This window comes from Herpetosiphon geysericola (genome assembly GCF_001306135.1).
GTDB classification, from domain to species: Bacteria; Chloroflexota; Chloroflexia; order Chloroflexales; family Herpetosiphonaceae; genus Herpetosiphon; species Herpetosiphon geysericola.
In genome coordinates this window covers 192,693-215,122 of record NZ_LGKP01000022.1, presented here as the reverse complement: position 1 = coordinate 215,122, position 22,430 = coordinate 192,693, and the positions used below count along the sequence as shown (strand labels likewise).

The following is a 22,430-nucleotide window of genomic DNA, read 5'->3' as shown; positions in this document are numbered from 1 at the left end:
TTATGGTTCTTTTTCCCATTCTTCGTGCCCTTCGTGGATCAAAACGCGGTTCCCATCGCCCAACCTACACCAACCACGCCATGCTATAGACAATCAAGGCTTGGGCTGGGCCATAGGTGAACCAAACCACATCGCCAATTCCGCGCCAATGAGCATTATTAAACAATTGGGTGGCCAACACCAAATCGCTGAGCAAAAACAGCGCAGCCCCAAGCGCAAATGTCGCCATCGGCAATTGCTCCAAGGCCACCCCAGTTGCCACCCCAGTTGTGCTCGCAAGCAAAAGCGAATAGGGCAAGGCAACTTGATGCAAACGGCTACGCGAGCTATCGTGCCAGACGATCATATACCAGCCAATTGCGCCAACGATCATCCAAATGAGCCAACTCAGCCAATCAAAGCGTTCGATCAGCAAGCCAGCGCTAATATAGGCAATGTGGCCCAAGCCAAACGCGCTCATTCCACCAAGCACATAATTGTTAATTGGAAAAACTTTGGCCATAAATAAATCGCCTAAAAAGCCCAAACTCATGCCAACGGCGAGCAATAATGCCGTCAGATTGTGGGTTTGGCGCAATTGCCACCACCAACTCCAAGCAGCCACAACCAAGATAGCCGATGAGCCTAAACGGCCCCAAAGCGTCATGCGCCGCGTGCCCTCTGGATTGGGTCGCCCAAGCACAAATCCACCAACGAGCACAAGCGCCCAAGCGATCAATAATCCAGCCAACCAAAGCTGCATTGGGGCGGAGAGTGCGTCCATACTGGCTCCTATAGTGGCTACAAAATCGTAATTTTGCACCCTTGTCTGGTCTTTTGTGGCCTATTATACTAATTGCTGCGCTTTCTGCGCATCTTTCACGACCAAAGGAGATCATCGTGAACAATTTAATTGTGCTTGGTTCTGGCACGGCACTTCCCGATGCTGAGCGTGAAAATAGTGGCTATGTTTGGCAAAGCGAGGCTGGTTTGGTCTTGCTTGATTGCGGCGGCAGCCCGTATCGCCGCATGCTCAAATATGGGCTTGATCCACGCCAACTGCGGGCAATCTTCATCTCGCATAATCACCCAGACCATCTGATGGGCTTGCCAAGTTTGTTGTTACACCTGTGGTTGGCGCAACATAACGGCGAATTGCTGGTTTTTGGCAATCAACGCACAATCGCCACTGCTGAGGCGGTCATCCAAGCAGCCGATTTGGGCATTCATGCAATCACGCCAAGCTTTCAAACGGTGGCCGATGCTGGCGGTACAATCGAATTGCCATTCGATCTCGGTGCAAGCTTCAGCAGCGCAGCAACCTATCATAGCCGCCCAACTTTAGCCTTGCGCATCGATCAGCCTGGCAAACGCAGTTTGGTCTATGGGGCGGATAGTGGGCCATGCGAGGCATTGGTTGGGCTAAGCCAAGGTGCACATACATTAATTCATGAATGCACAGTGTCAACACCCTTTGAAACCCATTCAACCCCAGAACAGGCGGCAACTACAGCCCAAAGCGCTGGCGTGCAACGGCTGATTCTGACCCACTATAGCCCAATCAATACAGCGCCCGAGGCCGAAGTGTTGGCCCGCGTCGCCAAGATTTTCCAAGGCGAAGTTTTGATCGCCCATGATGGCGCTGTTTTTGCATTGAGCGAAGCATAAGCATGCTAAGATAGCGTTGTGGTTACGGCCACCTCTTTTTGTGTCACTTCCCAATAAGGAGCTATGCCAATGGTTGTGCGCTTAGTTCGGTTAAAATTTGCACCCGAACATGTAGCAGAATTCCTTGCATTTTATGCTGAATGCGAGCCAACAATTCGCCATCAAGAAGGCTGTTTAGCCTTATCGCTGTTACGTGAAACTGGCGACCCAACCGCCTTTGCAACCTGGAGCACTTGGGAATCAGGCCGTGACTTGCAACGCTATCGCCGCTCGGAGTTTTTCCGTGGTTTTTGGCCACGGGTCAAATCGCTGTTGCGCGAGCCTGCCGATGCAGTTTCTTACGATGCCTTAACTGGCGATGCTATTCCCGATTTTCATCCGCAGCCAACACATGGTGCTCGGTTAACGCCGCCTGCAACTGAGTAATCAAGCGCTCACGGACTGCCGGAGCCATACTATAGCGGGCTTTAACTTTTAATGTAATCGTCGTCGTTACTGCACCAATCTCACCATCTTCGCTGATGATTTCAGGGGTTTCGATCACATCATCGCCTGGATCGCTGATAATTTGGTGCAGAACGACCATCGTTTCATCAAGTTTGGTGGTTGGCACGGTTAATTTAATGCTGGCTGGCGACCATTTGCCGCGAGTAAAATTGCGAATCGTGCGAATATCGCCATTTGGCACCAGCCAAAGCTCGCCCGACTCGCCGCGAATATAGGTCATACGCAAACTAATTCGCTCAACACAACCCACCACTTGACGATCGCCAATCTCCACTTTATCGCCTAAGGCAAATTGATCCTCGAACAGCAAGGTAATGCCGCCCAGAAAATCGCTCACATACGGGCGGGCGCTAAAGCCCAAGCCAGCGCTAAACAAGCCCAAAAAAGTAAATAAGGCGCTTGGCTGCACAAACATGCCCAAAATCAAAAACAATGAAATTAATATTGCCAAGCCATTGGTCAACGACGAAACCAAGGCCCGCAAGGTGGTGCGGCGGCGCTCGCTGAGGTTATGGCGGAGCAATTGGGCATTCGAGAGAAAAGCTCGCCGAATGATAATGCTAATCGCGCGGGCGGCGACTGCCACCAGCAAAAACGTCAGTGTGCCTCGCAAGATATAGTAAGAAATGCTATTGACAGGTGGTAAGTAAGGTTGAATCCAATCGAACATAGAGTTCCTCTGCTAGTTGTTTTTCGCCAAATGCTGCGGCAATTCGCATGCCACAGAGTAGCATAGGAAAGGATGAAGGATGAAGGATGAGGGATGAAGTGAGAACATAGAACATAGAGTAAAGAACATAGGAGTTGGGGTTTGGGGCTCATGTGCTTGGCATTAGGCTAAGAGAAATTAGAATCAAATAAATCTGTGGAATCTGTGGCTAAAAAATTATTCGTGTAATTCGTGCAATTCGTGGCTAAAAACTTAACCTTCGCGTCCTTCGCGCTCTTCGCGGTTTCAACCCTGCGTGGATCAAAACGCTTCTTCATCCTTCATCCTTCATATTTCATCCTTTAAAAACCGCTTCCCTGCCCTCAACGAATGAGAACAGGGAAGAATCGCGATGAATCGAATCCTAGAGGCTCTTGTTGAGCGTCAGCAAGAACTCATCGTTGGTGCGAGTTTTGGACATGCGCGTCAGCACCAATTCGGTGCCTTCGTTTTCGCCCAACATACTCACCATCCGCCGCAAGGTCCAAACTTGGCGCAATTGCTCAGGCAAGAGCAACAATTCATCGCGCCGCGTTGAAGAGCGGGCAATATCGACTGCAGGATAGGTGCGGCGTTCAGCTAAGCGCCGTTCCAAATGCAATTCCATGTTGCCAGTACCCTTGAATTCTTCGTAAATCACGTCGTCCATGCGGCTACCAGTATCAACCAAACAAGTAGCGATGATCGTCAAGGAGCCGCCGCCTTCGATGTTCCGCGCAGCGCCGAAGAAACGCTTCGGGGGATACAACGCAACCGGATCGATCCCACCAGTCAACGTCCGACCTGATGGCGGCATATCCAAGTTGTAGGCACGGGCCAAACGAGTGATCGAGTCCATCAAAATCACCACATCTTGGCCGCCTTCGACCAAGCGTTTTGCTCGTTCGAGGGTCATTTCTGAAACCTTGGTATGGTCTTCGACTGGCTCATCGAAGGTCGAGGCAATGACTTCGCCACGGACTGAGCGCCGCATATCAGTTACTTCTTCTGGGCGCTCGCCAATCAACAAAACCATCAAGTGGGCATCTTGATAGTTGGTGGTGATGCCATTGGCAATCGCCTTCATCAACATCGTTTTGCCAGCTTTGGGTGGCGAAACCAACAAGCCCCGCTGGCCACGCCCGATTGGCGCAATCAAATCAACTAAGCGCGTTGAGAGAATTTGCGGCTCGGTTTCCAAAATAAAGCGTTCATTGGGAAAAATCGGGGTCAATTTTTCAAAATGGGGGCGCTTGCGAGCTTGCTCAGGGTCCATACCATTGACTAATTCAACCCGCAGCAAACTATAGTAGCGTTCACTTTCCTTGGGTGGGCGAATTTGGCCGGAGATGCGGTCGCCAGTGCGGAGGCCAAAGCGACGAATTTGGGTTTGCGAGACATACACATCATCGGGGCCAGGCAGCATCCGATCGCTTCGCAGAAACCCGAAACCATCAGAAACGATGTCGAGAATCCCCGTGTTGAAAATATTGCCTGCTTGTTCAGTTTGAGCCTGAATTAATTTGTAAATGAGGTCTTGTTTCTTGAGGCGACTATAGCCAGAGATATCTAACTCCCGAGCCATTTCTTGGAGGTCGCTCAACGTTTTGTTTTCTAAATCAGCAAGGTTGACCACCGTGCTATCCTCCTACGATGAATTCTTACAGCGGGCGTGCATCATCCGACCTCTTCAAAAAATCAATGGCGTTGCGTGGCGAACTAAATAGCATAGTTCAACCAATATGCCGCACTACCATGCGTTCACGGACGTGCCCACAATGGGAAGCGATCTTGTGAGGGGATGTAACAATGAGTTGTGTTTTAAATAGTTGGCTGCTGTTTGGAGATGTGTGAATGTGACGCTGGAAGGGGATTCCCAAATGCGTCGCACGCAGTATACCACGACTGACAAAAGCAAGCAACGCCATTTTTAGCATGACGTTGCCCAATTTTAAGCAATTTCTAACTTATGCAGCAATGATAGGTTTAGTGCTCAGCAAACGGCAAATCTGAGATCCGCATCAATTTATCCCAACGGTGACGAGACTCGATGTAGCGCACTGTGCCAGAGGCCGAACGCATAACCAACGAGTGAGTGGTAGCACCCCACCCAAAAAATTGTACGCCCTTGAGAAAGTCTCCGGTCGTAATTCCCGTCGCCGCCCAAAAAATATTGTCTCCTTGTACCAAATCGTTGGTCGTGTACACTTTGTCGAGATCCAAGCCATTCTGGCGGGCTAGGTCGCGCTCAGTTTCATTGCGAGGCCAGAGCTTACACTGAATCTCGCCGCCAGTACACTTCATGGCACAGGCCGAAATCACCGACTCTGGTGCTCCGCCAATGCCCATCAAAATATCTGCGGGTGCCTCAAGCATACTCGGCATGAGGCTCGCTGCAACGTCACCATGCAAAATCAGCTTAATCCGCGCGCCCAATTCACGAATCCGCGCAATAACCTCGTGATGGCGGGGCCGATCAAGCACAATCACGGTTACGTCTTCGACCCGTTTTTTAAGTGCTTTGGCAACGCTTCGGATATTGTCTTCGACCGAAGCATTGATATCAATACTACCCTTGGCCGATTCGCCAACGGCAATTTTATCCATGTAGACGATTCCAGGCGGGTTGAAAAGACTGCCGCGTTCCGCCGCTGCGACGACCGCAATTGCCCCCGGCATCCCTTGCGCCAGCAAAGTCGTGCCTTCAACTGGATCGACCGCAATATCAACCTTTGGTTCGTTGCCGTTGCCGATCTGCTCGCCAATGTAGAGCATCGGTGCTTCATCTTTTTCGCCCTCGCCAATCACCACAATCCCATCCATATCGGTGGCATTGAGCGCAAAACGCATGGCATCGACCGCCGCACCATCGGCTTCGTTCTTATCGCCCCGACCCATCCAGCGAGCTGACCGTAACGCAGCCGCTTCCGTCGCCCGTTGGAGCTCAAACCCCAAATTACGCTCCAGCTTCATGCCAACCTCCTTGTTGCGCAATATCATCGCTTGCGAGCTTTACGATTATTCTAAAAATGCGATTGTACCATATTTCGCAAAGTCGGCAGCAATTGATGATTGCTAACGAGCACAATTAATCTTGTAGGATGTTGAATTAAGCGTGTGAGCCTTTGGTTCGCCTAACTGCGGCTGATAATACCATAGTTTTTTATCCCAACGGAGTAGGTTCTTAGTCCTAGGATCAAGCAGCAGATGTGGGAACTATTTGGGGGCAAAACGGCCCACCAAGGGCAGCCAGCGCGTGGCCCGCACATAGATATGGCTCAGCGCGCCATTGCCACGCCAGCGTACCATCGCATGCGCCAAGCCAACCCACATGCCCAAAACGGCCAACCCAACCACGAGGCCCAACCACGAGCCAACCAAATAGCCAAGCAATACCGCCAGCGATAATAAAATCAGCATAATCAAAAATTCGCTCGGGTCGTCGGCTTTGTAAGTGCGCGGGCGCTGCGGTTCGTCTGCTTTAGCTCGTGGTTCGCTCGGCTGAGCAGGATGCTGCTTGACCTTGGTTGACAGGGCTTCGCTTTCAATCGTTGTGCTATAGCCACCCAAGCCATTGCTGGCATGGGCTGCTTGTTGTTGCTGCTCGCGAAAGACTTGCTGCCAATCAAAACCCGTCGTGGCCTGCGACTGCGCCCAGGTTTCCAAGGCCAATTTGATCGCTGCTGGATAGCCACCAGCCAGATTGATGACTTGGTTGATGGTGGCAGGATCAGGATCAAGGTTGGCACTTTGGCTCAGGGTATCGATTAAACTGCGCACTTCGCGCTCAGGCATTGGTGGCAGCGTGATTTGGCTGAGCGTGCTTTGTAAATCAGGCGCAACGTGATCAAGCGCTTGGCTGCTGGCCGCCACGATTTGCAAAAAGCCTTGGTTAACCCAGCCACGCAGCGCACTGCGCACAACGCCAATCCAGCCCAAACCCGCCGCTTCCAAATCATCGAGCAACAGCAACATTGGCGGGGTATTGGTTTCGTTGAAGGCTTGGGTTAGGCTTAGCTCATCGTCGCCGTTGGCGCGTAAGGCCCGCAACATTGGCGAATACAAATCACGGGCGTCGTTAACCCGCGTTAGGCTGAGAAAAACAACTTGGGGAGGCTCATCGAGCACCATGGCCACTGCTTGGCCAATATGATGCAGCAACGAGGTTTTGCCGCTGCCTTGCGGGCCGATCACTGCACACGAGCGACCAGCCGCCAAGGCTTCGTTAATTTGAACAATTTCACGCTCACGCCCAACAAAGTCGCGCGGATCGTGGATGGGTGCTGTGGAAAAATAGCGTTGTTTCATAAGTTAGAGCATAGAACAAAGAGCATAGAACATCATAAATCGTTAGCTCAGCATAAGCCTATGATACTCGAAACTTAGCAAGTTCTAAAGAGCTATGTTCTTTGCTCTATGCTCTTTTGTTCAAATTAGACGATCATCACTTCTTGATAGACGCCAAAGACTTCGCGTAGCACATCGCACATTTCGCCCAAGGTGGCATAGGCATTGACCGCTGCCAAAATTGGCTCCATCAGATTGTGATCGCCTTGAGCTGCTTGGCGCAAGTTGTCCATAGCTGCCGCCCAACGAGCTTGATCACGTTCGTTGCGCACTTTGTTCAAACGCGCCATGTGTTTGCTCTCGCCGTTGGGGTCCATTTGCAAAATTGGAATTTCAATTGGGTCGTCAACGGTGTATTTGTTGACCCCAACAAAGCCGCGCTGGCCGCTATCAACTTCTTGTTGGAAGCGATATGACGAATCGGCGATTTGTTGTTGAATCCAGCCTTTTTCCAAAGCAGCTTCCATGCCACCTTGCTCCTCGATCCGCCGGAAGTAATCGAGACATTCTGCTTCCATGCGGTTGGTCAGGGCTTCAACAAAGTACGAGCCAGCCAACGGATCGACAGTGTTCGTTACGCCGCTTTCTTCTGCAATAATTTGCTGGGTGCGCAGCGCAATCGTGACGGCTTTTTCTGATGGTAAGGCGAGCGCTTCGTCCATCGCATCGGTGTGCAACGATTGCGTGCCGCCGATGACCGCTGCCAAGGCTTGAATCGCGACCCGCACAATGTTGTTTTCTGGTTGTTGGGCGGTCAGCGAAACGCCAGCAGTCTGGGTGTGAAAGCGCATCCACCACGAACGGGGATTTTTCGCGCCATAAACATCGCGCATTTGACGTGCCCACACCCGCCGCGCAGCGCGATATTTGGCAATTTCTTCGAAGAAATCGTTGTGAGCATTGAAGAAATAGGAAATTCGTGGCGCAAAATCATCAATATTCATGCCCCGTTTGATACAGGCTTTGACATAGGCCAAGCCATCACCAAGCGTAAAGGCCAATTCTTGGGCCGCAGTTGAGCCAGCTTCGCGAATATGATAGCCGCTGACCGAAACCGGATTCCACTTGGGCATGTGTTGGGCCGCAAATTCAATCGTATCGACGACCAAGCGCATCGATGGAGCAATTGGAAAAATATATTCGTTTTGGGCTGCATACTCTTTGAGGATGTCGTTTTGGAGCGTGCCGCCCAATTTGGCGCGCGAAATACCCCGTTTTTCCGCCGCCGCAATATACATTGCCCAAATAATTGCTGCTGGCGAGTTAATCGTCATCGAGGTGGTCACTTGATCCAATGGAATGCCATCGAACAAAATTTCCATATCGGCCAATGAGGTGACGGCCACCCCACACTTGCCAAATTCGCCTTCGACCAAGGGATGATCGGTGTCGCGGCCATAGAGCGTTGGCATATCGAAAGCAGTCGAAAGCCCAGTTTGGCCTTGGCTTAGCAGATATTTGAAGCGGGCATTGGTTTCTTCAGCAGTGCCAAAACCAGCAAACATGCGCATTGTCCAGAGCTTGCCGCGATAGCCAGTTGGGTGAATCCCACGGGTATAGGGAAACTCGCCAGGAAAGCTAATATCCTTGGCATAGTCGGTCTCGGCAATATCGAGCGGCGTATACAACCGCTGAATCGGCTCGCTTGAGACGGTGCTAAATAACGCCGGACGTTCAGGAGTTTTCTGGAGCGTCGGAGCCAGCGTTTCATCGTTCCAGCGCTCCTGCGCCGCCCGCATTTGAGCTAACTGATCGGGACTAAACATCGTCGTTTCCCCCTTGGGTTATGAAAAATCTCAACGTTCATGCGATATGCATCCATTGTAGCAAAGAACCGCCAAGATAGAACATAGAGCAAAGAGCATAGAACAGAGTGAAAGGATGAAGCATAGAAATCAGAAGGCAAAAATCAGAAATCAAAATGGCTTTGGGCTTTAGGAAAGAATAATTTGGGGCAATCTGGGCAATCTGTGGCAAAAAACGTCCTTCGCGTTCTTCGTGCTCTTCGCGGTTTCAACCTTCGTGCTCTTCGTGGATCATATTGCAATTCTTGTTAATTAGTGTATTATAGACACTAAGTCGATTTGAAATTCAAAGGACGTGATAGATGACAACGCGCTTTCAACATGGCATTCTCTTCACCGATCAATATCAGCTAACTATGTCGCAGGTTTATTACCGTTTGGGGCTGCACGAACGGCCAGCCTTGTTCGATCACTATTTCCGTGCCTATCCCAATTATGGCGCACATGCGGCGGGCTATGCGGTAGCCGCAGGCATGCAACCATTGCTCGAATGGATGGATACTGCACGCTTTGGCGAGGGCGAAATTGGCGCACTTTCGACCATGAAAGGCCGTACTGGTCAATCCTTGTTTGATAATGATTTCTTGGGCTGGCTGCGCAAATATGGCGATCTGCGCAATCTGACGATTCGCGCGATTCCCGAAGGCCGGGTGGTGCACCACACTGTGCCAATGACAATTGTCGAAGGCCCACTGGTACTAGCCCAAATTCTCGAAACCCCCTTGCTGAATATGCTCAACTTCAGCACCTTGATTGCCACCAAAGCGGCTCGGGTGCGCGAGAGCGCTGGCGATGGCTTGTTTTTGGAATTTGGCTTGCGCCGCGCCCAAGGCTGGGGAGCCAATTTGGCCACACGGGCTGCATTAATCGGTGGCGCTGATACCTCATCGAACGTTGGGGCAGCCCTCGATATGGGCGTGCAACCAAGCGGCACGCATGCCCATAGCTTGGTCCAAACCGCCATGGCCTTGGGTATGGGCGAATTAGGCGCATTCGAAGCCTACGCCGAAGCCTATCCCGACGACACCTTGCTACTTGTCGATACGATCAATACCTTGGAAAGCGGCGTGCCGAACGCAATTAAGGTATTTGAAAAACTGCGTCGCCAAGGCCACAAACCCGTTGGCATTCGGCTCGATTCTGGCGACTTGGCCTATCTCAGCATTCAATCGGCCAAAATGCTCAATAGTGCTGGCTTTCCCGATGTGGCGATTGTGCTTTCAAACAATCTCGATGAGCTGGTGATTTGGCAAATTCTGACCCAAATTCGCGCCGAAGCTCCGCGCTATGGACTCGAAGCCGATGCAGTGATCAAACGCTTGGTCTTTGGGGTTGGCACGCATTTGGTCACATCGTGGGGCGAGCCAGCTTTGGGCGGCGTGTACAAATTGGTTTCATTGTTTGATCGCGATACATGGAAGCCGGCGATCAAGCTCTCGGAGAACCCGCAGAAAACCCCAACGCCTGGGCGTAAAGCAGCATGGCGAGTCTACGATAGCCGTGGCCGCGCCAGCGCCGATGTTTTGACCTTGGATGACGAACATCCACAGCAAAGCGAAGCGCTGAATTTGTATCACCCAACTGATGCAGGCAAACAACGCACGCTCACGCCTGCCGACCACACTATTGAAGCCTTGTATACCACGGTGCTCGATTCTGGGCGACGCGTGGTCGATGTGCCCGATTTGGCCGAGTTGCGCGAACGCCGCGTGCGCGATTTGGCGCGGCTTGATCCTGGGGTTTTGCGCTTGGTCAATCCCCACATCTATCACGTTTCGCTCAGCCAACGCTTGTGGGAATTGAAACAGAACTTAATTAAAGAGATGCGCAAAGGCTAAATCTGAATCATATTAATCATCAGATGCGTATTTGCCGACGTATTTATAAAGATTTTTAATAAATTTATTATTCAACTTGCCAAATCGATGCTGCCAGAGAATCCTGTGAGCAATACCATTAGCATGGGTTGTTTGCAGGATTCGTGGTCGCTTGGGGCAGATTGATCCCCGCAACAAGGATTTTTATGCTATGATTGACAATCGAAACCCAATGTACAAGGACAATGGTGTTTGTGCAATGTACCTTCCTCAAGCAACTCAACGCCTGATTGAATTGGCGTTAGCAGAAGACCTCGATGGTGGCGACTTAACATCATTAGCCACAATTCCGGCTGATTTAACAGCCAAAGCCCATGTTTTAGTTAAAGATCAAGGTGTGCTCGCAGGCATGGAGGTTGCGGCGGCAGTTTGCAGTTTGGTCGACCCAGCCTTAGAGTGGCAAGCAATGCTGAACGATGGCGCAACAGTTGAGTATGGCACGATTGTGGCCTACCTCAGCGGGCCAGCGCGTTCGGTGCTAATGGCAGAACGCACCATGCTTAACTTTTTGCAGCGGCTTTCGGGCATTGCCAGCAAAACGGCATTGTATGTTGCCAAAATTGCCGGAACCCAAGCCAAATTGGTTGATACCCGCAAAACCACTCCAGGCTGGCGCGCTTTGGAAAAAGCCGCTGTCCGCGCAGGTGGTGGCGCGAACCATCGCTTCAATTTGGGCGATGGTGTCTTGATCAAAGACAATCATCTGGCGCTTGGTGGCCACGATATTGTTGGCGCAGTGCAGCGAGCACGGGCTGTTGCGCCGCATACCACCAAAATCGAGGTTGAAGTTGAGGATTTGGCGGGGGTACAAGCAGCGCTTGATGGAGGAGCCGACATTATCATGCTTGATAATATGTCAATTGAAGCCATGAGCGAGGCCGTGCAGTTAATTGCTGGCCGCGCTTTGGTTGAGGCTTCTGGGGGCATTACGCTTGAGCGGATTCGGGCAGTTGCCGAAACGGGCGTGAACCTGATTTCGTGCGGCGCGATTACCCACTCAGCGGTTGCGCTCGACATCAGCTTGGACATTGCAATCAATTCGTAACGTGCTCATCAGTAGGCTATAAGCAATTTATCAGGTTGGGCATGCTACTATTACGCAGTCAGACCTAAGCAATTGCTTGCGAACGATTTAGTGCTTCGATAAAAGGAGAATGCCATGCGACGACGATGGGTTCGTCTTGGCCTGCTCATGCTTATTGCCATGGGCGTAGTGCTACCTGGAACCAAGGCCGAGGCTACACCGCCGCCGCCTTTAGCCCAGTATTTCCCAGAAACCGGGCAATCAGCGGTCAACTATTTTTGGCAATTTTGGAAGAATACGCCAAACGCTATGCGCGTGTTGGGCTATCCTATTTCCTTGCCATTTGTCCAAGAAAGCTTTACCGAGCCTGGTAAATTCTATTTGGTGCAATATTTCGAACGCGCCATCTTAGAAGAGCACCCTGAAAACTTCAATCACCCAACCAATGGCAACAAATACTTTGTGCTTGGGCGCTTGTTGGGCAAAGAATTGGCCAAGGGTCGCGAAAACGAGCCAGCCTTCAAGCCAGTTGCTAACCCCAACAATGGCACGGTTTGGTTCCCAGAAACCGAACACACCTTGACCAACACCCCAGGCCCATTCTTGACCTTCTGGCGCAATTATGGTGGCTTGTCGGTGTTTGGCTATCCTTTGTCGGAGCCATTCCAAGAGCTGAACCCCGATACGGGCAAAGTCTATTGGGTCCAATATTTCGAACGCAACCGCTTCGAATATCACCCAGAAGAAAAGCCCGAATATCAAGTGTTGCTTGGTTTGTTAGGCAAACAATATTACAACGAACACAAAGACGAGCCAAAATTGGCAGTCAAGGAATGGTTCTTCCGCTATCACACTCGTGACGAAGCCATTCCAGCCGATTTTATCTATGGCTACAACGTCCAAGCCTTCTACCAAGAACGCGATCGCTTGTATCAATTGGTCAACAATGCAGCCTTCGGCTGGATTCGCCAACAAGCACCATGGGAAGATCTCCAAGCTGCCGACGGTACAATCTACTGGGGCGAATTGGATAAAGTCGTCAATGAAGCACACGCCAAAGGAATTAAAGTCCTGTTGAGTGTCGTGCGTTCGCCTGAATGGGCGAGCGAAAATGGCACCCACGGCTTGCCATCACGCCGCAACTTCCCCAAATTTGGCGATTTCATGCAGCGCATGGCCCAACGCTACAAAGGCAAAGTGCAAGCCTACGAAATTTGGAACGAACAAAATTACGCAATTGAAAATGGTGGCGTAGTTGCAACTGCTTCGTATTATGTCGATATGCTCGAATATGCCTACAAAGGCGTGAAAGCTGCCGACCCAGAAGCAATTGTCGTTTCAGGCTCGCCAACGCCAACCGCAACCAATCGCAGCGATATTGCAATTGATGAGCTGATTTACTTCAGCCAAATGTTTGCAATTCCTAAATTCTGGAGCAACGTCGACGTGATTGGGGCTCACTTCGGTGGCACCTACAATCCACCAGATACCAAGTGGCCAGACAATCCAGGCCCTGGCCCAGGCTGGCGCGACAACTCAGAATTCTACTGGCGCCGGATCGAGGATGTCTATCAAGTGCTGGCCAACAGTGGCAACGGCGACCGCCAAATTTGGGTAACTGAAATTGGCTGGGCAACCGCCAACAATAGCCCAGGCTTTGAATATGGCAACTCGAACACGCTTGAAGAACAAGGCGCGTACCTCGAACGGGCAATGTACATGGCTCGCTACGATTACGCTCCATGGGTTGGCGCAATGTTCGTGTGGAACTTAAACTTCGCGGTGACTTCACCCGATCCGTTGCACGAAACCGCTTCGTTCGGGGTATTGAACCCTGATTGGAGCCCACGCCCAGCCTATACCCGCTTGCAACAATTTGCAGCAACCCATAAATAATTAACCGCAGTCGGTTTACACAACACGAAGATCACGCTCTGAAGCCAGTGTTTGATCTTCGTGTTTGTTGTCTGACGAGGAGTTTGATATGCGAAAATTACGCTGGTTAAGCGCCGCCATGGGCTGCTTACTCGCAGTTAATATTTTGGCAGCATGTGGTGGCGATAGCGCTCCCACAGCCCAACCAACGAATCCTGAGGCAGCGACAGCAACGCCGGAAACTGCGGCCCCAACCACGGGCACGAACCCAGCAGTTACCAGCGGCAACCCATTAAGCTTGCCCTATTTGCAATATGGCGCAGCTGCCCAACTCTACTATACCGATCGCAATCGCGCCTTAACACTGATGAACAACGCCAGTTTCGATTGGGTGCGCCAACAGATTCAATGGAAAGATATTGAAGGCCCCAAGGGCAGCTTTGGGTGGGGTGAGCTTGATGCGATTGTCGCCGATGCCAACGCCAAAAATATCAAAGTGCTATTGAGCATTGTGCGTTCGCCTTCGTGGGCACGCGCCGACGGCACTAACGGCATGCCCGATAACATCAAAGATTTTGGCGATTTCGTCGAGGCCTTGGTTGTGCGCTACAAAGGCAAAGTCCAAGCCTACGAAATTTGGAACGAGCAAAATCTTGATCACGAAAATGGTGGTTCGCGCGAGTCAATCGATGCAACCAAATATGTCGATCTCTTAGTTGAAGCCTACAATCGGATCAAACCGATTGACCCTGAAGCATTTGTGATCTCAGGTGCCTTGACTTCAACCGGCGATTCGCCAGCAGCAGTCGATGATATGACCTATTTCGAGCAAATGTTCAGCTACAAAGATGGCATTTTCAAAGATCATATTGATGGCGTGGGATTCCATCCCTCACCATCGTACAACCCGCCTGCAACCCTGTGGCCCGATATGCCAGGCCCAGGCCCAGGTTGGCTCGAAAGCCCAACCCACTACTTCCGCCATATCGAAAACCTCAAAATTTTGATGGATAAATATGGCATGAGTGAGTATCAAGTGTGGGTGACCGAGTTTGGCTGGGCAACCCAAAATACCAGCCCAGGCTACGAGTATGGCAACGAAATTAGCCTTGAACAACAAGGCCAATATGTGCTCGATGCTTTGCAAATGACCCGCCGCGATTATCCATGGGTTGCCACGATGTTTGTGTGGAATCTTAATTTTGCGGTAACCTCGCCTGATCCGCTTGATCAAACTGCCTCGTTCGGGATTCTCAATCCCGATTGGAGTCCACGGCCAGTCTTTGAGAAGATCCAAGGTTTTGTTAACGCCGTCAAAACCGAAGAAGGCCGCTAAACGATTGCTTCGGCATAGAGCAAACGCTGTATGCCGAAGCAAACTCCTCACGCAATAGCCCCCCAGACTCTGGTATACTAGCACGCGGTTTCATACGAAATGGAGGTCAGCGTGATTGCGGTTTATCACCTAAATGCTGGCTCAACTGGCATCGAAGTTCGCATTTTAGCCGAGGCTATCCGCAGCGCGCGCAACCTAACCTGGGCAGCCACTCCGGCCCATGCTGATATTTTTGTGCTGACCGGGCCAATTCCACTCTTGTTGCGCCCAGCACTCATGAATGTTTGGCGTGATTTTATCGTTGATCGTGCGCCGCTGATTGCCTTAGGGCGCGCCAGCATCGATGGGCATCCATTTGGCCGCGGCGGCTTGGCCGAACTGCCAGAAATTCAGGTTGCCGCGAAAATCGATGGCGATCCGCCGACAGTGACCGCAATTCAGGCTGGCATTGTTCAGGCACTCAACGCCCGTACCGCCAAACACTAAAGGTCGCTTATGAATACATTGATTCAACAATTGATTGCTGCCTTGCTCTACCCAGGCGTGCTTACCACAATGCTGCTCACCCTCGCCGTGATTGGAATCACCAAGTTGCACGCGCCTGGAGGTGGCTTGAGCCGCGGGCTATTAGCTGCATTGCGAGGCAAAACCTCGCTTAGTCTGGCAATTGCAGCGCTTTTGGGTTTAATTGCGCCTGCATTTTTGCCATGGGCTGGCTCACCGCTAGCAACCCCGCGTTTAGGCCAATTGTGGCTCGCGTGGGCCTTGCTCGAAACCTCGTTTATGCTAGCGCTCATGCCTGGTTTGCAAAGTTTAGCCGCTTCGAGCGTGCGCGCAGCCATGCGCGAGGCCCAATTGAGTAGCGCAGGCCGGATTGTCTTGTGGTTGGCCTTGGGTGTTGCGCTCTGGACAGGCGATAATTGGCAATGGAACATTGTGCCAGCGCGGGTTTTGGCCTTGATTGCTGCCGCTATGGCCTTGCCGGTTGCGCTTGGTTGGGGGCCATTTGCCCACGATTGGAGCTTAACGCCTGGTGGCCCCGAAGCTGAACTCAATCGCGCTAGCGCCGAGCTAGCCCAGTGGGGGCGGGCAATTCGTGCAACAGTCCTGCTCACATTAATCCCACTATTGGGCTTTCCAATCACAGCAGGTTTGCATTGGTCGCTGCACATAGCCTTGAGCGTTGCCACGACCTTGGCCTTGGCTGGAGTTGGTCGCTACATCAACGGCTCAACTGTGCGCCAGCCCTTGAACGAAAGTTTGCGTTGGTGCTATACCCGTGCCTTGCCAGTCGCATTGCTTAGCGGTATTGTCTTGGTTGTCATGCAGCGTTGGATGTAGGGAGAAGGTATGACAGCACTTTTGCTTGAAAACATTGTCAAACGTTTTGATACAACGACGATCTTGCGCCAGTTGAATTTGATGGTGCAAGAAGGCCAAGTTTATGGCTTGCTTGGGGCAAATGGCGCAGGCAAATCGACCTTAATTCATTTGATTATGGGGTTTTTATACCCCGATAGTGGCCGGATTGAGGTTTTTGGCAAAACTCCTGCCGCCATGCATGGCCAAATTGGCTATTTGCCAGAACGCTTGCGCTACCACACCCATTGCAGCGCCCGCGAATATTTGACCTACATGGGCAATTTTGGTGGCCAACGTGGCGCCAGCCTCGCCAGTCGGGTCAACGATTTGCTCGAATTAGTGGGCCTGAGCGAAGCCGCCGATAAGCGGATGCGCACCTATTCCAAGGGGATGACCCAGCGGGTTGGGATTGCCCAAGCCTTGCTTGCCGACCCGCAACTGTTGCTAATCGACGAGCCATCATCGGGCCTCGACCCGCAAGGCCAACTTGAAATGCGCGATCTCTTGCTCGATCTGCGTAGTCAAGGCCATACAATTTTAATTTGCTCGCACCAGCTTGATGAGATCGAGGCGGTGTGCAATCGGGTGGGCATTTTGGTGCAAGGCGCGCTGGCAGCCGAAACCGATTTAGCTCAACTAACGGGCACCAATGGCATTGTGCTGACACTGAAAGAAACCCCAACCGCTGCGCTCGATTTTGGCTTGCGCTCGATCGACCCTAGCATTGTGCGCGATGATCGCTTTATCACCGTGCCCGAAAATAACCCAGCCTTGCAAGGGCGGTTGTTGCAATTGTTGCTTGACGAAGGCTACACAGTGTCGAGCTTGCAACCGACGCTTGGCAATCTGCGCGATCTCTATTTGCACGTTGTATCGGGCAAAGAACCACCAGCAGAAATGCAACCCCAAGCACCGCTGGCAATTCTTGATAGTTTGTTAGCGAGCGAGGAGCAGCAATAATGGCAAAGCTTCGGCAAATTTGGGCTTGGACACGCTTTATCTGGAGCGAATATCAACGCAGTGGGCGTTTTTTGATTGAGTTTGGGGCATTAATTATTTTTGCCTATGTGTTTTTGCGCGCCCCAAATACAGCGGCGCAACTCACCGCAACCCAGTTTTTTAGCATGACTGCCGTTTTTGTGTTATGTCAAACGATTTTCACCACCACAATGATGGCAGGTATGGGCAATCGACCACAGGGCTATGTGGTTTTAGCGCGCTCGATTGGGCGCAAAGGCTATCTGGTTGGCTTATTTGTAGTCGCTTTTTTAATTAGCCTCACCAATCTGTTGCTCTGTACGCTGATCGTCACATTGATCAACAAACCTGTTTTGTGGGATGCAGTGATTTGGGGTGCTGGGGCGTTGCCGCTCATTTTAGATATTGCCTTGGTGACTGCTTTGGTGCTGTTGCTTTCCAGTTTGGTCTTATCGCAAGGCTGGCGTTTGAGCATTTTGGGCATTGTTGCTTTGGCTTCATTAAGCACCAGCGATATTTTTACCAATACCTTTGCCCCCAATGGCAGCTTGGGCAAAATTTTAGCAGCTATTCGCACGATCGTTGGCATTCCATTAACCCCGCTTTTTGCAGGCTTTGAGCTAGCTGTTACTCGCCAAGCCTACGAGAGCAACATCAATCAAGCCTTGGCAATTTTGGGTGGTCAAATCGCCCTGTTAATTGCGGTCAGCGCCTTTGGCTTTTTTGCCTTTGAACGCCGCGATATTATTCTAGGAGCCTAAGCGTGCAAGCTGATGTGTTGGTGATTGGCGCAGGCCTCGCAGGCTTGTGGAGCGCAATTCTGCATGCCCAAGCGGGCCGAAGCGTCACGTTGTTGGCCAAAGGCCATGGCACCTTGCCGTGGAGCAGCGGCTGCCTTGATCTTTGGCCGCACCAACCACCAGCTGAACCAAGCGTTCACCATCCTTTCGCGATGCTGCAATCAGCGTTGGAGCCAGCAACCCAAGCTTGGCTGCAATTCAGCGAGCAGCAGGGCTATCGCTTTGTGGCTAAGCGTCAGCATGTTTGGTTGCCAACCGCAATTGGCACGTGGCGGCCAACCAACGCCGTCCCTTTAACCATGATCAACGCTGAACGCTCGATCATCAGCAATTATCGGGTCTTGGTGCTAGGTTTTCACGAATTGCGCGATTTCTTTCCACCATTGTTGGCAGCACGGCTCGCAGAACAAGGAATTGTCGCTCGTGGGGCATATTTGACGATGCCTCCAAGCCAACGCAGCCGCGATTTCAATAGCGTTAATTTGGCCCGTTTATGCGAGCAAGCAAGCTTTCGCCAAGCGCTGATTAAGCAGATCGCCAGTATTCGCGGCGATGCGCAACTGTTACTGTTTCCGGCGATGCTTGGCCTCGACCAGAGCGCGAGCATCATTAATGAATTGCAAACCAGCTTGGGCTGTTTGGTAGCTGAAGTGCCAACCTTGCCAACCAACGTGGCCGGATTACGCTTGCAACGCATGTTAATCAACCACTTTGAGCACTTGAATGGCCGCATTCAACTCAATGCAGAGGTTATTCGCGGCGAGTTTCAGAACCAACAGTTAGTTGCCGTGTATAGCGCTGCCGCCGCCCGCGAACAACGTCACACTGCCAAGCACTATATGTTGGCAACTGGCGGCATTGGCGGCGGTGGCTTACGTGCCGATTATCCCAACCTGTTGCGTGAAACCGCGCTCAATTTGCCAGTCCACCAACCAAATAATCGCGATGACTGGTTCGAGCACGATATTCACCAACAACATCAGCTTTTTCAAGCAGGCATCGCGGTCAATCAACAGCTTCAGCCAATCGATGCTCAGCACCAGCCAATTGCCGAAAATTTGCAAATCGTTGGGGCTGCCCTCACCGGATGCGACCCAATCCGCGAGCGCTGGGTCGAGGGTTTAGCCCTTGCAAGTGCCACCCATGCGTTTCAAGAACATAGAACATAGCGAAAGTATGAAGGATGAGGGATGAAGGGCAAAATCAAAAGGCAAAATGGGATTTAGGGGGAAGCTTTAACGCAGAGGCGCAGAGAGAAGATGGCTATGGACTTTGCGCTATCGGAACCTTGTTCGTGCAATTCGTGGCATTCGTGGCGAAAAAGACCATACTCTGGGCAATCTGTGGAATCTGTGGCTAAAAGAAGCCTTCGTGATCTTCGCAGCCTTCGCGGTTTCGCTCCTTTGTGTCCTTTGTGCTCTTTATGGATCAAGATTTAGCGCAGCGGTGTCGAGATGCAATTACGGCCTAAAATTCGCCTACCAACGCTGCTGATCGGCGTAAACTTAGCGGTGTTAATCATTGCCATCGTCGGCATTGCGACGGTAGCGATTAGCTTGTTGCTAGAATTAGGCGATGATCAAGGCTTGGCCCGGGTGCGCCAAGGTGTTGCAATCGCTCAAAACGATGTCCAGCGTTCTGGCAACGAGGTATTGACTACCGCTCAACTACTAGCCGAACGACCAACCCTCGCCCGCCTGTTGCAAACCAACGATCAAGCTGCGCTCAGCACATTTTTGAGTCAATTTCAAGCCACCAGCGATCTTGCAGGCTGTGCAATCTATCAAAATGGTCAATTATTAATCGCGGTTGGCGCCGAGATTCCGGCCATGCCTGCCTTCGAAGATCGGCCATTATTGCTCGATGGCCCATTGTTGCGCTTGGCCGCCCGCGTACCACTCGCCACCGATCCCAGCGTCATTGTCGCAGTCTGGATCGAGCTTGACCAACAGTATCAAGCTGAGTTATCGACTATTCTGAGTTTGCCAGTCGCAATTGTGCCGCAACAACGCCTGAACAACACCAACGATCCATTGAGCCAAACCCAAACTGCGGCACTGAACAGTAACTCAACCACCGATAGCTATTTGCGCGAGCAACATCACTACATCGCGAGCGCTCCGTTGCTCGCTAGCACCGGCCAGCCAATTGGCGTTGTTAGTGTAACCCTACCCGACACCCAAATTCGCAATTCGGCGCAACGGCTCAGCGAAGTGTTGCTGACAATTGCCTTGGTTGGCGGGATTTTGGCTTTTGGCCTGAATTTGTTGGTTGGGCGCTATGTTGGTGGACCGTTGCGACGTTTGACCAAAGCCGCCGCCCAAATTGGTCGCGGCGATTTAACTACGCCTGTCGCTCCTGCCAAAGGCGTTGAGGTCGGCACGCTCGCTGGCACCTTGGAAGATATGCGCCAACGCTTGCGCGGCCTGACCGCCGATCTTCAGCGCCAACAATCTGAGGCCAACGCTATTTTGGCAGGAATTGTTGAAGGTGTCTTTACCGTTGATCGCGATCGGCGAATTCGTTATTTGAATCAACAAGCAGCTAATATGCTTGGCATCGAGCCTGAACAGGCAATTGGACGGTTTTGTGGCGATGTCTTACAGCCACAGTTGATCGATGGCGTGCGGCCTTGTGAGCAAGCTTGCCCAATTATTCATGCACGGTTTCGCGGCCAAGCTCAAGCCACCGAGCATTTACAATTGCGCGATGGTCGCCGCCGTACCGTCATTATCACCAGCTCTGGCGATCTTGAGCACAATCATGTGCAAGTGATGCGTGATGAAACTGATATTGAAACCTCACGCCGCTTGCGCGATACAATTTTGGCAACCATTTCGCATGAGTTTCGCACCCCGCTCTCAGCCCAATTAGCCTCGTTGGAGCTGCTGCTTGATCAATTGCCGCAACTTTCGACCGCCCAAATTCGCCAACTGATCGTATCATTACAGCGTGGAGCCTTGCGCTTAACCTATTTGATCGATAACTTATTGGAAAGTGCCCGCATCGAAGCGGGCCAATTAACGATTCGGCGCAGCGAAATCGCCTTAGATTCGGTCGTCGAGGCCGCAGTTGAGTTGATGTTGCCATTAATTCAACAACGTCGCCAGCAAGTCGAGGTCGATTTGCCCTATCCACTGCCGAATGTGGCTGGCGATGCCACCAGATTAACCCAAGTCTTTGTTAATTTGCTTGCCAATGCCAGCAAATTCTCGCCGCCCGATACCACCATTGGCATTGGTGGAGAGGTAAGCGCCGAGCATTTGCGAGTCTGGGTCGAAGATGAAGGCCCAGGTATGCCGCCATCGCCCAGCGAATCGCCGTTTCGCTTGTTTGTGCGCGGGCGCAACGAGCCAGAGCAAAGCGGCGCAGGCTTGGGCTTGTGGATTGTTCAATCAATTATTGAGCGCCACGATGGCCGCATTCATGTGCCAGCCCGCAGCCTTGGCACGCGGATTGTGATTGAATTACCCAGAGGAAGTGATGAAAATTTTAGTCGTTGATGATGATACTGAATTACGCGGCTTAATTGGCTTTGCCCTAAGCCAAGCAGGCTATACCGTGGTGCAAGCTGCCGATGGAACCCAAGCCTTAACCCAATTTGCCAGCGAACAACCAGAATTGGTGATTCTCGATGTGAATATGCCAGGCTTGGATGGCTTTGAAGTGTGTCGCCGAATTCGGGCGCAATCGGCGGTGCCAGTGATGTTGCTAACCGTGCGCAACAGCGAAGATGATTTGATTCGGGGCTTGGATGGCGGCGCTGATGATTATCTCAATAAACCGTTTAGCCCACGCACGCTCACCGCACGGGTGCGCGCCCTGCTACGACGTGGCGGCGGCGAACGCCCAACGCCCTTGCAACAAGGCGATTTGGTGCTAGATACCGAGCGCCAAAGTGTCAGCCGCGAAGGCTTGGGCTTTGTCTCGTTGACCAATCGCGAATTTCGCTTGCTACAATATTTGTTGGCCAATGCAGGCCGTGTGGTCAGTAACGAACAGGTTACCATCCACGTTTGGGGCCAGCATGGCATTGGCGATCGCACCTTATTGAAACAACTGGTGCATCGTTTGCGCCAAAAAATCGAGCCAAACCCCGCCGAGCCGCAATATTTGGTGACGATTCCTAGCGTTGGCTATATTTTGCAACCCAATGGCGCAAATTAAAGCTGCATCAAAACCAG

General features: G+C 51.7%; 19 protein-coding genes. 13 read left to right on the top strand and 6 right to left on the bottom strand.

Annotated elements, in window-relative coordinates:
* Positions 1-64 precede the first annotated feature (64 nt).
* A complete protein-coding gene (locus SE18_RS13800) occupies positions 65-763 on the bottom strand; it encodes a lysoplasmalogenase (protein WP_054535050.1) in 699 nt (232 codons plus the stop codon).
* Between the two features lie 116 nt (positions 764-879).
* On the opposite strand from SE18_RS13800, the gene SE18_RS13795 reads away from it, so the two are divergent.
* Positions 880-1,647, top strand: a complete 768-nt coding sequence (locus SE18_RS13795; protein WP_054535049.1) for an MBL fold metallo-hydrolase — start codon at positions 880-882, stop codon at positions 1,645-1,647.
* A gap of 69 nt (positions 1,648-1,716) precedes the next feature.
* A complete protein-coding gene (locus SE18_RS13790) occupies positions 1,717-2,073 on the top strand; it encodes a putative quinol monooxygenase (protein WP_054535048.1) in 357 nt (118 codons plus the stop codon).
* Here the strand turns inward: SE18_RS13790 and SE18_RS13785 are convergent.
* The 5 genes from SE18_RS13785 to SE18_RS13765 form a co-directional block, all read right to left on the bottom strand.
* A complete protein-coding gene (locus tag SE18_RS13785) occupies positions 2,009-2,824 on the bottom strand; it encodes a mechanosensitive ion channel family protein (protein ID WP_054535047.1) in 816 nt (271 codons plus the stop codon). The two genes, SE18_RS13790 and SE18_RS13785, sit on opposite strands and share 65 nt — an antisense overlap.
* A gap of 403 nt (positions 2,825-3,227) precedes the next feature.
* Positions 3,228-4,478, bottom strand: a complete 1,251-nt coding sequence (gene rho / locus SE18_RS13780; RefSeq protein WP_083469902.1) for a transcription termination factor Rho — start codon at positions 4,476-4,478, stop codon at positions 3,228-3,230.
* Between the two features lie 350 nt (positions 4,479-4,828).
* Positions 4,829-5,815: a class II fructose-bisphosphatase gene (gene glpX, locus SE18_RS13775; RefSeq protein WP_054535046.1), complete on the bottom strand. Its 987-nt coding sequence runs from the start codon at positions 5,813-5,815 to the stop codon at positions 4,829-4,831.
* Between the two features lie 243 nt (positions 5,816-6,058).
* The gene (locus SE18_RS13770) at positions 6,059-7,150 is read right to left on the bottom strand and encodes an nSTAND1 domain-containing NTPase (protein WP_054535045.1); all 1,092 of its coding nucleotides are present in this window, start codon (positions 7,148-7,150) and stop codon (positions 6,059-6,061) included.
* A 125-nt stretch (positions 7,151-7,275) separates the two neighbouring features.
* On the bottom strand, positions 7,276-8,955 hold the full coding sequence (locus tag SE18_RS13765) for an acyl-CoA mutase large subunit family protein (protein WP_054535044.1): 1,680 nt from the start codon (positions 8,953-8,955) through the stop codon (positions 7,276-7,278).
* A 341-nt stretch (positions 8,956-9,296) separates the two neighbouring features.
* Here SE18_RS13765 and SE18_RS13760 point away from each other — a divergent pair, with 341 nt between their 5' ends.
* The 11 genes from SE18_RS13760 (at position 9,297) to SE18_RS13710 (ending at position 22,413) form a co-directional block, all read left to right on the top strand.
* Positions 9,297-10,832 carry a nicotinate phosphoribosyltransferase gene (locus SE18_RS13760; RefSeq protein WP_054535043.1) on the top strand — a complete coding sequence of 512 codons (1,536 nt, stop codon included), beginning with the start codon at positions 9,297-9,299 and terminating at the stop codon, positions 10,830-10,832.
* Positions 10,833-11,022: 190 nt separating this feature from the next.
* A complete protein-coding gene (gene nadC, locus SE18_RS13755; protein WP_152976649.1) occupies positions 11,023-11,916 on the top strand; it encodes a carboxylating nicotinate-nucleotide diphosphorylase in 894 nt (297 codons plus the stop codon).
* Positions 11,917-12,030: 114 nt separating this feature from the next.
* Positions 12,031-13,791 (top strand): cellulase family glycosylhydrolase, encoded by a 1,761-nt coding sequence (locus SE18_RS13750; protein ID WP_054535042.1) that lies wholly within the window; start codon positions 12,031-12,033, stop codon positions 13,789-13,791.
* Between the two features lie 88 nt (positions 13,792-13,879).
* Positions 13,880-15,106, top strand: a complete 1,227-nt coding sequence (locus SE18_RS13745) for an endo-1,4-beta-xylanase (RefSeq protein ID WP_054535041.1) — start codon at positions 13,880-13,882, stop codon at positions 15,104-15,106.
* A gap of 111 nt (positions 15,107-15,217) precedes the next feature.
* Positions 15,218-15,592 carry a hypothetical protein gene (locus SE18_RS13740; RefSeq protein ID WP_054535040.1) on the top strand — a complete coding sequence of 125 codons (375 nt, stop codon included), beginning with the start codon at positions 15,218-15,220 and terminating at the stop codon, positions 15,590-15,592.
* Positions 15,593-15,601: 9 nt separating this feature from the next.
* Positions 15,602-16,447, top strand: coding sequence for a hypothetical protein (locus tag SE18_RS13735; protein WP_054535039.1), 846 nt, complete (start codon positions 15,602-15,604; stop codon positions 16,445-16,447).
* A 9-nt stretch (positions 16,448-16,456) separates the two neighbouring features.
* Complete coding sequence (locus tag SE18_RS13730) at positions 16,457-17,428, top strand: ABC transporter ATP-binding protein (protein ID WP_054535038.1); 972 nt, start codon at positions 16,457-16,459, stop codon at positions 17,426-17,428.
* Positions 17,428-18,207 carry a hypothetical protein gene (locus SE18_RS13725; protein ID WP_054535037.1) on the top strand — a complete coding sequence of 260 codons (780 nt, stop codon included), beginning with the start codon at positions 17,428-17,430 and terminating at the stop codon, positions 18,205-18,207. The genes SE18_RS13730 and SE18_RS13725 overlap by 1 nt, the downstream gene beginning before the upstream one ends.
* Positions 18,208-18,209: 2 nt before the next feature.
* Entirely contained in the window at positions 18,210-19,415 is a 1,206-nt protein-coding gene (gene glpB / locus SE18_RS13720; protein ID WP_054535036.1) for a glycerol-3-phosphate dehydrogenase subunit GlpB, read from the top strand.
* Between the two features lie 285 nt (positions 19,416-19,700).
* Positions 19,701-21,749 (top strand): ATP-binding protein, encoded by a 2,049-nt coding sequence (locus tag SE18_RS13715; protein ID WP_054535035.1) that lies wholly within the window; start codon positions 19,701-19,703, stop codon positions 21,747-21,749.
* Complete coding sequence (locus tag SE18_RS13710) at positions 21,730-22,413, top strand: response regulator transcription factor (protein WP_054535034.1); 684 nt, start codon at positions 21,730-21,732, stop codon at positions 22,411-22,413. Before SE18_RS13715 ends, SE18_RS13710 begins: the two co-directional genes overlap by 20 nt.
* Positions 22,414-22,430: the final 17 nt, after the last annotated feature.

What these genes read in the sequence shown, in the direction of transcription:
- SE18_RS13800 (WP_054535050.1), bottom strand. Translation starts at nt 763, where the DNA reads ATGGACGCACTCTCCGCCCCAATGCAGCTTTGGTTGGCTGGATTATTG.
- SE18_RS13790 (WP_054535048.1), top strand. Translation starts at nt 1,717, where the DNA reads ATGGTTGTGCGCTTAGTTCGGTTAAAATTTGCACCCGAACATGTAGCA.
- SE18_RS13785 (WP_054535047.1), bottom strand. Translation starts at nt 2,824, where the DNA reads ATGTTCGATTGGATTCAACCTTACTTACCACCTGTCAATAGCATTTCT.
- glpX (WP_054535046.1), bottom strand. Translation starts at nt 5,815, where the DNA reads ATGAAGCTGGAGCGTAATTTGGGGTTTGAGCTCCAACGGGCGACGGAA.
- SE18_RS13770 (WP_054535045.1), bottom strand. Translation starts at nt 7,150, where the DNA reads ATGAAACAACGCTATTTTTCCACAGCACCCATCCACGATCCGCGCGAC.
- SE18_RS13765 (WP_054535044.1), bottom strand. Translation starts at nt 8,955, where the DNA reads ATGTTTAGTCCCGATCAGTTAGCTCAAATGCGGGCGGCGCAGGAGCGC.
- SE18_RS13760 (WP_054535043.1), top strand. Translation starts at nt 9,297, where the DNA reads ATGACAACGCGCTTTCAACATGGCATTCTCTTCACCGATCAATATCAG.
- nadC (WP_152976649.1), top strand. Translation starts at nt 11,023, where the DNA reads ATGATTGACAATCGAAACCCAATGTACAAGGACAATGGTGTTTGTGCA.
- SE18_RS13750 (WP_054535042.1), top strand. Translation starts at nt 12,031, where the DNA reads ATGCGACGACGATGGGTTCGTCTTGGCCTGCTCATGCTTATTGCCATG.
- SE18_RS13745 (WP_054535041.1), top strand. Translation starts at nt 13,880, where the DNA reads ATGCGAAAATTACGCTGGTTAAGCGCCGCCATGGGCTGCTTACTCGCA.
- SE18_RS13735 (WP_054535039.1), top strand. Translation starts at nt 15,602, where the DNA reads ATGAATACATTGATTCAACAATTGATTGCTGCCTTGCTCTACCCAGGC.
- SE18_RS13730 (WP_054535038.1), top strand. Translation starts at nt 16,457, where the DNA reads ATGACAGCACTTTTGCTTGAAAACATTGTCAAACGTTTTGATACAACG.
- SE18_RS13725 (WP_054535037.1), top strand. Translation starts at nt 17,428, where the DNA reads ATGGCAAAGCTTCGGCAAATTTGGGCTTGGACACGCTTTATCTGGAGC.
- SE18_RS13715 (WP_054535035.1), top strand. Translation starts at nt 19,701, where the DNA reads ATGCAATTACGGCCTAAAATTCGCCTACCAACGCTGCTGATCGGCGTA.
- SE18_RS13710 (WP_054535034.1), top strand. Translation starts at nt 21,730, where the DNA reads ATGAAAATTTTAGTCGTTGATGATGATACTGAATTACGCGGCTTAATT.